The organism is Streptomyces sp. M-16, assembly GCF_052114405.1.
Lineage (GTDB): Bacteria > Actinomycetota > Actinomycetes > Streptomycetales > Streptomycetaceae > Streptomyces.
On record NZ_JBFRER010000014.1, the window covers coordinates 83,260 to 93,572 of the forward strand.

Below are 10,313 nucleotides of genomic sequence, written 5' to 3' on the forward strand. Positions count from 1 at the left end.
TTCCCTGAAATCCCAAGCTGAGCTTATGGATCGAGGCTGGGTGGAGCCGGAGGCTCAGCAGCCGATCCGGTTCGCGGCGACGCGCTTGAGCTCGTCCAGCACCACGGCGGTCGCCGGGATCCGCAGGTGGTCGCGGTAGACGTAGGCGGCGATGTGGCGGCGGGCCGCGGGCTCCAGCACCCGCCCGCAGACACGGCTGAGGGAGAGCGACGGCAGCACCAGCGCGGGCATCATCGCGACCCCCAGCCCCTGCGCGACGAGGCTCTGGACCACTAGGTTGTCGTCGGTGGCGAACCTGATGTCCGGGACGAAGCCCAGCTCGGCGCATTCGTGCAGCAGGTTGGCGCGACATCGGGGGCAGCCCGCGATCCAGCGTTCCTCGGCGAGGTCGGCCAGGTGCACGGCGCGGCGCCGGGCGAGCGGGTGGCCGGTCGGGAGCAGCACGGTCAGCTGGTCCTCCAGGAGCCTGACCTCGGCCACCTCCTCCGGGATCTCCTCGTGCAGCCCGGGGTAGGTGAAGGCGAGGGTGATGTCGCACTCGCCGCGCTGGAGGCGGCGCAGGGACTCCGGGGGCTCGCCCTCCAGCAGCTCGACCTGGACGCCCGGGTGATCCTTCGCCAGCCCGCTGAGGGCCTCGGGAACGAGGGTGACGTTGGCACTGGGGAATCCGCAGACCCGGACCCGCCCGGTGCGCAGCCGGGTGTACGCCTTCAGCTGGGCCTCGGCGGCCGAGAGGGAGCCGAGGATGGACTCGGCGTGCCGGGCCAGGGACTCACCGGCCTCGGTGAGTCTCATCTTCCGGCCCACGCGGGTGAACAGCGGTGTGCCGACGGCGCGTTCGAGCGCCTTCATCTGCTGGGTGATCGCGGGCTGGGTGTAGCCCAGGACGCGAGCGGCCGCCGAGTACGAACCCGCGGCGACCACTTCATGGAATGTCCGTATGTGCCGTGAATCGAACACCAGCGAAGCATAAGCAGATATTGGGAGGGGCCGTAGACGGAATCCCGCCCACGGCCCCTCCCATCAAGCCAGTGTCGAGCGGCTACTTGTCGCCGACCCGCGAGCCGAGGGTGATGTCGACCGTGTTGGGCTTGCCGTCCCGCAGGTAAGTCAGCTTCACGGTGTCACCCGGCTTGTACGTCCAGATGAGGCTGATCAGCGTCGGACCGCTGTCGACCTGCCGGCCGCCGAACTCGGTGATGACGTCGCCGGGCTTGAGGCCCGCCTTGCCGGCCGGGCCGTTGGGGTCTACCAGCTCGTTGGCGGCCGCACCCTGCTCGGAGATCTTGGCGCCGTCGGTCTTGGCCTGGAGGTCGACGGAGACCGAGATCACCGGGTAGACCGGCTTGCCGGTCTTGATCAGGGAGTCGGCGACGTTCTTGGCCTGGTTGACCGGGATGGCGAAGCCGAGGCCGATCGAGCCGGCCTGTCCGCCGCCGAAGCCGCCGTTGCCCGCGGACTGGATCGCGGAGTTGATGCCGATGACCGCGCCGCGGCCGTCGAGGAGCGGACCGCCCGAGTTTCCGGGGTTGATGGAGGCGTCCGTCTGGAGGGCGCTCATGTACGAGTTCTTGCCGCCCGAGCCGTCGCCGGAGGCCACCGGACGGTTCTTCGCGCTGACGATGCCGGTGGTGACCGTGTTGGACAGGCCGAACGGGGCGCCGATCGCGATGGTCGAGTCGCCGACCGCGACCTTGTCGGAGTCACCGAGGGCCAGCGGCTTGAGGCCCGCGGGCGGGTTCTTCAGCTTGAGCACGGCGACGTCGTAGCCCTGGGCGCGGCCGATCACCTCGGCGTCGTACTTCTTGCCGTTGGAGAAGGTCGCCGAGAGCTTGCCACCGTTGGCGGCGGAGGCCACCACGTGGTTGTTGGTGAGGATGTGGCCCTGCTCGTCGTAGACGAAGCCGGTGCCGGTGCCGCCCTCGCCGTCCCCGGCCGAGGCCTCGATGGTGACGACGCTGGGCAGCGCGGACGCGGCGAGGCCGGCGACGGAGCCGGGCTCGCGCTTGATGTCCTTGGGGGTGCTGGCGGTGATGGTGGTCGAGCCCGAGGGTTCGTCGCCGCGCTGGGCCGCCCAGTAGCCGACGCCACCGCCGATGCCGCCCGCGAGGAGGGCCGCCGCCAGGACTGCGGCGACCAGGCCGCCCCTGCCCTTCGGCTTGGGCTGCGGAGCGCCGTCGGTGTGGAGCGGGGTGCCCCAGCCGCCTCCGTGGCCGCCCTGGCCGCCGTACGCGGGCACCGCGGGCGGCGGCGGGGGCCAGCCCTCGGCGCCGTACGCCGTCGGGGCGCCGGCCGGGGGCTCGGGCTGGGGCTGCGGCTGGGTGTGCCCGTAGGCCGGGGGCTGGTCCTGCGGCTGGGCGTACGCCGGGGCGGCCGGGGTGGGCGGCAGCTGCTGGGTCTGCTCGGCCCCTGGCACGGGCTGCGCGGAGGACGCCGCCGGGTCGGGGGTGGAGGCGGCCACGGGCACGGGGGGTGCGGACGGGGCCGCGGGGGGTGTCGGGGCCGCGGTGCCCTCGTTCTCGGTGCTCACAGCGCTCTCTCCTCAGTCACACACGGCCTACACGGCTACTGGAAATCAGGCGATTCCGGGCCCTTCGCCGGCCCGGCATCGGTCCGACTGAACGTTCGACGTGCCGCACAAGTTCCAGGGCAAAGCCTTTCCCATGCCCCGTCAGAGCACTGTAAGCCGGACCTGTGCGTCTCTCCCCATCCTTTATCTCCGACATATCGGGCGCATCCTCGGGACTCACCCCGACGCACGACGGCCCCTCGATGGCACCATGACCAGGTGACCCACGCAATGCCGCGCCCCATCCAGGTCGTCGCCCACCGCGGCGCCTCGGAGGACGCCCCCGAGCACACCCTGGCCGCCTACCGCAAGGCCATCGAGGACGGCGCCGACGGCCTCGAATGCGACGTCCGGCTGACCGCCGACGGCCACCTGGTCCTGGTCCACGACCGCCGGGTGAACCGCACCTCGAACGGCCGCGGCGCCGTCTCCGCCCTGGAGCTGGCCGAACTCGCCGCCCTCGACTTCGGCTCCTGGAAGGACCGCGAGGAGTCCCCCGACTGGGACGCCGACCCCGAGCGCACCTCCGTGCTCACCCTGGAGCGGCTGCTGGAGCTGGTGTCCGACGCCGGCCGCCCCGTCCAGCTGGCGATCGAGACGAAGCACCCGACCCGCTGGGCCGGACAGGTGGAAGAACGCCTGCTCTTCCTCCTCAAGCGCTTCGGACTCGACGCCCCGCCCGCCGAGGGGCCCCACCCCGTCCGGGTCATGAGCTTCTCCGCCCGGTCCCTGCACCGGGTGCGGGCGGCCGCCCCCACCATCCCGACCGTCTACCTGATGCAGTTCATCTCGCCCCGGATGCGCGACGGGCGGCTGCCGGCCGGCGTGCGGATCGCCGGGCCCGGCATGCGGATCGCGCGCAACCATCCGGGCTACATCCGCAAGCTCCAGGCCTCCGGGCACTCCGTCCACGTCTGGACCGTGAACGAACCGGAAGATGTTCAGCTATGCGCTGATCTGGGTGTAGAGGCGATCATCACGAACAGGCCACGCCAGGTTCTGTCACAGCTGGGACGCTGACGTCCCGTTTTGCGCACCCGTCACACGCACCCCCCACGTGACAGGGTGTGCCCCGGCGCATCCGCTCCGCGTTCACTGGTCATGAATGCGTCAGAGGCCCTCGTCAGGGCGGTTTCCGGTCCAGGCCATTGGGGCATCCAGACCATGGCGTGGGGCTAAGGAGGTTCCGGGGGTGACGTTGGTGATGGCACAGGAAGTGCCCACGTCGTGCATGGACATTCGCCATGGGCCGGCGGGCGTGGGCGAGGCGAGGCACCGCATGCGCGAACAGCTGCGCATCAGCGGCCTGTCCGAATCGATCGTGGACGATGCCGTACTGATCCTTTCCGAACTGCTCAGCAACGCCTGCCGGCACGGCCGGCCGCTGGGCGCGCGGGAGGTCGGCGAGGGGGAGATACGCGCCGCCTGGCGCGTCGACAAGGCGGGGCGGCTGACGGTCGAGGTCACGGACGGCGGCGGTCCCACGCGCCCCGTCCCTGCCACGCCTTCGGTCACCGCCCGCGGCGGCCGGGGGCTGAACATCATCAGCGCCCTGGCCCAGGACTGGGGCGTCCGGGACGGAGCGGCGGGTGAGGTCACCGTGTGGGTGATCGTGGCCCACGGGCCCCGGCACGACGATTTCGCTACGCGCGTCACCGCCCCGGCGATCGACTTCGCATCGGCCTTCGACGACCTGGATACCTGAAGCGGACCCCCGGACCGGAACCCGACCGCGGCACGGGTCATCCGTACGGAGGCCGTCCGGGAGCGCACGCCGACCGCGCTCCCGGCCGCACCCCACCGGTTACGGCGGTACGAACGGCTAGGCTCGCGCCAGAGACACCGCCGTACCGCCGCAACCGGGAGACACCCACGATGGCCAAGAAGCGCCCCGCCGCGAAGACCGCGAAGCCGCAGATCCAGAACGGGGAAATCCCGGTGGTGGGCGCCCGCGAGCCCTGCCCCTGCGGATCCGGGCGCCGCTACAAGGCCTGCCACGGCGCAGCCGCCTCGCACGCGGTGACCGAGCACGTGCGGCGCCCCTTCGAGGGACTGCCGGGCGAGTGCGACTGGGTGGCGCTGCGCGAGCTGGTCCCCGCGGCCACCATCCCCCTGACCCTCAAGGGCGGTCTGCCCGAGGGCGTCCCCTCCGTCACGCTGGTGACCGTACTGCCCATGGCCTGGCCGGCCCTGCGCCGCGAGGACGGCTCCGTCCTGATCGGCCTGCAGAACGACTCGTCCTCCGGGGACCTGGCCCGCGACATGGCCGACACCCTGGAGCGCGCGCTCGTCGCGGAGCCGGGCACCCCGGTGCCGGCCCGGCGGGTTCCCGCCGAGGGCAGCCGACTTCAGGATCTCCTGGACCTCGACGGCGTTTTCGAGCCGGTTGTGCACAGCGGCTTCGAATTCTGGATTCCGGAGTCGGAGAACGCCCAGACCGCCTCCCCGGAGATCGCCGCCTCGCTGGAGCGGGCCAACGCCGCCGCCATCCCCACCGTCAAGCTGGCCTCCGTGGACGCGGCCTACTGGTGCGAGACCCCGGACAAGAACCACCTGCGCTGGGTCATGCCGCACCCCGAGGAGAAGCTGCTCGACGCCCTCGCGCGGCTGCACGCCGCCGGTACCTCCTCGCTCGGCGAGGGCACGAAGCTCGTCGGCTCCTTCCGCGCGCACGGTCTGATGGTCCCGGTCTGGGACCTGCCCACCGGGGTCACCGCCGAGGACGTGGAGAAGCCCGCCGCGGAGTTCGCCGAGCGGCTGGCCGGGGCCCTCGCCACGGACGCCCCGCTGACCACGGAGGAGCGCCGGGCGCGCGGCGGCCTCACCAACCGTCAGGTGACGCTCAGCTGACGTCCACACAGCCCGCGAGGCCGGTGACCGGAGTCACAACTCCCGCTAATCGCCTGCAAATCGATGTCTGAATATCAGAGATCGAATTTGCGAACAGGCGATCTCTTGTTACCGTTCTTGTAGCCCGGTCGCTGGTGCATCCCCCGTCGCCAGCGACCGGGCGCTTCCTTTTCAGGTGGCGCTCAACCCTCGCGCGGTGCCGGTGAGTTGCTCCCGGACCGCAGCAGCAGTCGCCCTTCATCATCCGGAACTGCAAACTCCGCAACGGCCGAGTAGCCGTCAGGCGCACCCACCGATTCACCCCGGGGCGTCTCGCACAGCCCCGGCTCGTCTCCCGGACCGACAGCACAGCGGATCTGCACGGTGCGGCCGGCCGGTCCCATGACGGTCAGTACGGCGTCCAGGGCCCGGCCGCTCGTGTTCCGGTAGTAACTGCGGCCCCAGGTCTGCCCGTCACCCTCCAGCACGCAGGTCTGCGCCTCCAGACCCTGCGGAGCGGTGAGCTCGGGTCCGCAGTGGGAGTCCGTGCGGGGCTGTTCGGCCGGCCCGGGGCTCGCGGCGCGGTCCGCGGCGCGCGCCGCCGTGTCCGGCGTACGGGAAGGGCCCGACAATCCGAGCGAGGAGAGCAGCCCTCCGCCCTTCCCGTCACCCTGACCGGCGAAATCCGGCCCGGCGATCGCTCCGGCCAGGGGGAGCGACAGGATGGTCAGCACGCCGGCACCGATGGCGATCAGACGGAGATTCATTCGCCGAAGATAGCGACGCGGGAATGGGGCCCGGAGATCCCCGCGCCCAATTCCCTTGGAAACACGTCCCGCCGACACCCGTACGAGTGACTCAGTACGCGAGCCGGCTGCCCCCGCCGGGAGCCCCGCTGCTCGCCTCGACGAGCGCGTCCACGACCGCCTCGACCTCCGGCAGCCACAGGCCGTCGCGACCCGCCGCGGGCTCCCGCTCCCAGCGGACCTGCCCGCCGCCGGAGGCCGCCGAGGGCGGCAGCAGCAGGTACCCGCCCTCGCCGTGGAAGCGCAACGAGGACGGGACGTGGTCCTTGGCGTAGAGGAGTTCGCCGAGCCGCTCCAGCGAGTACGGCGCCACCAGCAGGGACCAGCGGGTGGGCGTGGCGACGATCGGGCCGAGCCGCATGCCCATCGCGTCCAGCCGTACGACGGCACGCGCGGCCGCCCCGGCCGGCAGGCTCACCGCGCACGGTGCGGTCCCGCCGGTGGCCAGCAGCACCGGGGCGGCGGGCCTCCGGGCCCACCACCACGCCACCATCCGGGCGTCGGCCGTCGCCGCCAGCAGCCCGGGATCGAAGGGATGGGCTCCGGGCACCACGCAGTCGGGGTCGGGGCAGGCGCAGCGGGTGCTGTCCGCACCGGCCCGTCCGATGCCGGGCAGTACGGGCCACTGCCAGAGGGTGGCGCAGGTCAGGGCGCCGTCGAGGAGGGACGGAACCGCCGCGTCCGCGGCTGCCGCGGTGGAGCGGGAGGCGGCGCGCGGGAATTTGAAGCGATCGCGGAGCCGCTGGAGACGCCTTCCGAGGATCTCGCGCATGAGCGCTCGTTCCTTTCCGTTGAACGCCGAGGGCCACATCACACCATGTAATCGGTGTCTCACCACACGTACACGTTTCGCGCCACTGTCCGCCGGAAGCAGGTTCACACGGTTCGTGCAGTTTTCTTATCGGGTCCGTCAAACGTCCGGCGGGGTCCGGTACCAACGCCCCGGACGGCCCGCACCGGTACCGAGACCGGCTGCCGCCGCTAAGGACGGCGGCCCGCGCCGGGCGGTTCCCGGCGGTGCCGGGAGACGCCAACTGGCCCCGGCCACTGCCGATTACGTACCCGGAGTGCCCGTGACGCCCGTCCAGTCGATCGCAAAAACCGTCCGCTTCCCGCGTTTTCCGGCCAAGTTTTAGCCCTGGCTCGACCGTGAGTTGCCGTCCCACGGACACCAGGATTCCCGCCTGGGCAATGCTGGACATCGCTCCTCGTGTGCGTGTAGATGTGGATCCATCGATGGCGGCGCAGCACGATCTGGGGGTTTGCGATGCTATATGGCGAATCGCACCAGGTGGAAAGGCGGACGCCATGAGCGCCCCGCATCTGCCGAAAGTGGCTGGAATCGATCCAGCAGTTACAGCGTCAGCGCACACTCCGGCGCCCACGCCCGTTCCCACGTCACCCTCCACCCCGCCTCGAACCGCCCCCGCCCAGGCCGTACCGCCTGCCGCGAGCAGCGTCATCCAGGACCGGCTGGCGGGCATGGTCTCCGACCTCACCACCCTCCACGAGCTCACCGAGCGCCTCGCCCGCGCCAGCGACCTCGCCTCCTCCCTCCAGGAGTTCCTGCGCGCCGGCGCCGCACTCGTCGGCGCCCGCCGAGGACTCGTCGTCCTGGAACCCTCCGACGGCCTCGGCCCCAGCACCACGATCGGCCTCGGCCTGGGCCGCGCGGACCTCGGACACATCGAGACCGTGCCGCGCAGCGCCACCTCCTACGGCCGCATCCTCGACGGACTCCCCGACGCCCACGGCGGCTCCGAGGTGCTCCCCGAACCCGGCGCCCCTGTGCCGTCCCCCGCGACCGGCGGCCCCGAACCCACCCTCGACCCCCGCCACCGCGAGGTCGCGGCCCGGCTCGGCTACGCCGCCAGCTACGCGCTGCCGCTGACGGCGGACGCCACCGGCCGGCTCGGCGCCGCCGTCTGGCTCTACGACGAACAGGCCGAGCCGGACGACCGCCAGCGCGACCTCGTCGGGCTCTACGTCCGGCACGCCGCCGAGCACCTGGCCCGGATGCTGGAGGTGGAGCGCTCCCGCGCCCGGCTCGCCACCGTCTCCGAGGAGCTGCTGCCCAGCCGGCTGCCCCGGATCCCCGGCGTCCAGCTCGCCGCCCGGCACCACACCGGGCCGCGGGGCGGTGGCGACTGGTACGACGCGCTCCCGCTGCCCGAAGGCGCCATGGGGCTGGCCGTCGGCTCCGTCACCGGCTCCGGGCCGAGTGCCGTCGCCGCGATGGGCCGGCTGCGGGCCTCGCTGCGCGCGTACGCCGTCATGGAGGGCGAGGACCCCGTCGCGGTCCTGTCCGACCTGGAGCTGCTGCTGCGCCTGACCGAGCCCGCGCGCTCGGCCACCGCGCTCTTCGCGTACTGCGAGCCGGCCGCGCGGAAGATCATCCTCGCCGGGGCCGGGCACACCCCGCCCCTGCTGATCGGCGAGCGGCGCACCGAGTACGTGGAGACCTCCCTCTCCGCGCCGCTGGGGATGCTGGCGTGCTGGGAGGCACCGAGCGTGGAGATCGAACCCGCACCCGGAGAAACGGTGCTGCTCTACACGGACGGCCTCCTGCGGCGCACCGGCGACCCCATGGACCGGGCGTACGCCCGGCTGCACGCGGCGGCCGCGGGGGTCCCCCGTAGCGCCCGGGACGACCCGGCGGCCCTCTGCGACCACATCCTGCGCACCGTGCTGCCCGGGGAGGATCCGGACGCCGTGGCGGCCGACCCGGCCGAGGACATCGTGCTGCTCGCGGCCCGGTTCGACTGACGCGGGGCGCACGCAATCGCCGCCGTCGGCCCCGGCACCTGCCCGGCGGAGGCTCGTCGCCCGGTATGACTGATATGTCACAGCCATCGCCGGGCGCCGCCTCCCCCCACATACGATGAACGGGGTCCGTACCCGGACCCTGCATGTCGTAGCGGCTGAGGAGAAGACGTGGCGGACGAGCTCACCCCGGAGACCCCGGCAGAAGAGCAGCCCCAGAAGAAGCACAAGCAGCGCAAGAACGGGCTGTACCCGGGCGTCAGCGAGGAACTCGCGGAGAACATGCGCACCGGCTGGGCCGACACCGAACTGCGCGGTCTGGAGCCCATCGCCCAGGCAGGACACACCGCCGACCGCCGCGCCGCACTGTCCGCACGCTTCCCCGGCGACCGCCTGGTCATCCCGGCCGGCCGGCTGAAGACCCGCTCGAACGACACGGAGTACCCCTTCCGCGCGTCGACCGAGTACGCCTACCTCACCGGTGACCAGACCGAGAACGGCGTGCTGGTCCTGGAGCCCACGGGCCCGGCCGGCCACACCGCCACCATCTACCTGCTGCCCCGCTCCGACCGGGAGAACGGCGAGTTCTGGCTGTCCGGCCAGGGCGAGCTGTGGGTCGGCCGCCGGCACTCCCTGGCCGAGGCCGAGCAGCTGCTCGGGATCCCCGCCAAGGACGTGCGCGAGCTGGCCGACGCCCTCGCCGAGGCCGAGGGTCCGGTGCGCAACCTGCGCGGCCACGACGCCGTGGTCGACAAGGCGCTGACCGACAAGGTCACCGCCGAGCGCGACGAGGAACTGCGCATCTACCTCTCCGAGACCCGCGCCGTGAAGGACGAGTTCGAGATCGGCGAGCTCCAGAAGGCCGTCGACTCCACCGTCCGCGGCTTCGAGGACGTCGTGAAGGTCCTCGACAAGGCCGAGGCCACCTCGGAGCGCTACATCGAGGGCACCTTCTTCTTGCGCGCCCGCGTCGAGGGCAACGACGTCGGCTACGGCTCCATCTGCGCCGCCGGCCCGCACGCCTGCACCCTGCACTGGGTCCGCAACGACGGCGACGTCCGCTCGGGCGACCTGCTGCTGCTCGACGCCGGTGTGGAGACCCACTCCCTCTACACCGCCGACGTCACGCGCACGCTGCCCGTCAACGGCACGTACACCGACATCCAGCGCAAGATCTACGACGCGGTCTACGAGTCCCAGGAAGCCGGCATCGCCGCCGTGAAGCCGGGCGCGAAGTTCCGCGACTTCCACGACGCCTCCCAGCGCGTGCTCGCCGAGAAGCTCGTCGAGTGGGGCCTGGTCGAGGGCCCCGTCGAGCGCGTCCTGGAGCTGGGCCTGCAGCGCCG

General features: G+C 72.1%; 9 protein-coding genes. 5 read left to right on the top strand and 4 right to left on the bottom strand.

The features are described 5' to 3' along the window. Positions 1 to 54: 54 nt before the first annotated feature. Positions 55 to 960, bottom strand: a complete 906-nt coding sequence (locus AB4039_RS09565; protein ID WP_266840439.1) for a LysR family transcriptional regulator — start codon at positions 958 to 960, stop codon at positions 55 to 57. Positions 961 to 1,042: 82 nt separating this feature from the next. Beyond that, positions 1,043 to 2,530 carry a S1C family serine protease gene (locus AB4039_RS09570; RefSeq protein WP_442270500.1) on the bottom strand — a complete coding sequence of 496 codons (1,488 nt, stop codon included), beginning with the start codon at positions 2,528 to 2,530 and terminating at the stop codon, positions 1,043 to 1,045. 270 nt (positions 2,531 to 2,800) lie between these two features. Between AB4039_RS09570 and AB4039_RS09575 the strand changes: the two genes are divergently transcribed. The 3 genes from AB4039_RS09575 (at position 2,801) to AB4039_RS09585 (ending at position 5,419) form a co-directional block, all read left to right on the top strand. Continuing rightward, the gene (locus AB4039_RS09575) at positions 2,801 to 3,589 is read left to right on the top strand and encodes a glycerophosphodiester phosphodiesterase (protein ID WP_266841770.1); all 789 of its coding nucleotides are present in this window, start codon (positions 2,801 to 2,803) and stop codon (positions 3,587 to 3,589) included. Positions 3,590 to 3,674: 85 nt separating this feature from the next. Further along, positions 3,675 to 4,274 carry an ATP-binding protein gene (locus tag AB4039_RS09580; RefSeq protein ID WP_266840436.1) on the top strand — a complete coding sequence of 200 codons (600 nt, stop codon included), beginning with the start codon at positions 3,675 to 3,677 and terminating at the stop codon, positions 4,272 to 4,274. A gap of 170 nt (positions 4,275 to 4,444) precedes the next feature. Next, entirely contained in the window at positions 4,445 to 5,419 is a 975-nt protein-coding gene (locus AB4039_RS09585) for a DUF5926 family protein (protein ID WP_266840435.1), read from the top strand. Between the two features lie 182 nt (positions 5,420 to 5,601). Here AB4039_RS09585 and AB4039_RS09590 read toward each other — a convergent pair whose 3' ends face one another. Continuing rightward, a complete protein-coding gene (locus tag AB4039_RS09590) occupies positions 5,602 to 6,165 on the bottom strand; it encodes a hypothetical protein (RefSeq protein WP_442270501.1) in 564 nt (187 codons plus the stop codon). A gap of 91 nt (positions 6,166 to 6,256) precedes the next feature. Next, positions 6,257 to 6,976, bottom strand: coding sequence for a bifunctional DNA primase/polymerase (locus AB4039_RS09595; RefSeq protein ID WP_266840431.1), 720 nt, complete (start codon positions 6,974 to 6,976; stop codon positions 6,257 to 6,259). A gap of 419 nt (positions 6,977 to 7,395) precedes the next feature. Here AB4039_RS09595 and AB4039_RS09600 point away from each other — a divergent pair, with 419 nt between their 5' ends. Together AB4039_RS09600 and AB4039_RS09605 are read left to right on the top strand one after the other, a co-directional pair. Continuing rightward, complete coding sequence (locus AB4039_RS09600; RefSeq protein ID WP_442270502.1) at positions 7,396 to 8,970, top strand: PP2C family protein-serine/threonine phosphatase; 1,575 nt, start codon at positions 7,396 to 7,398, stop codon at positions 8,968 to 8,970. Positions 8,971 to 9,138: 168 nt separating this feature from the next. Further along, on the top strand, positions 9,139 to 10,313 hold a 1,175-nt coding region (locus AB4039_RS09605; protein ID WP_442270503.1), incomplete at its 3' end, for an aminopeptidase P N-terminal domain-containing protein.

Coding starts and splice junctions, on each gene's coding strand:
- AB4039_RS09575 (WP_266841770.1), top strand. CDS start 2,801: ATGCCGCGCCCCATCCAGGTCGTCGCCCACCGCGGCGCCTCGGAGGAC.
- AB4039_RS09580 (WP_266840436.1), top strand. CDS start 3,675: ATGCGTCAGAGGCCCTCGTCAGGGCGGTTTCCGGTCCAGGCCATTGGG.
- AB4039_RS09585 (WP_266840435.1), top strand. CDS start 4,445: ATGGCCAAGAAGCGCCCCGCCGCGAAGACCGCGAAGCCGCAGATCCAG.
- AB4039_RS09590 (WP_442270501.1), bottom strand. CDS start 6,165: ATGAATCTCCGTCTGATCGCCATCGGTGCCGGCGTGCTGACCATCCTG.
- AB4039_RS09595 (WP_266840431.1), bottom strand. CDS start 6,976: ATGCGCGAGATCCTCGGAAGGCGTCTCCAGCGGCTCCGCGATCGCTTC.
- AB4039_RS09600 (WP_442270502.1), top strand. CDS start 7,396: ATGCTGGACATCGCTCCTCGTGTGCGTGTAGATGTGGATCCATCGATG.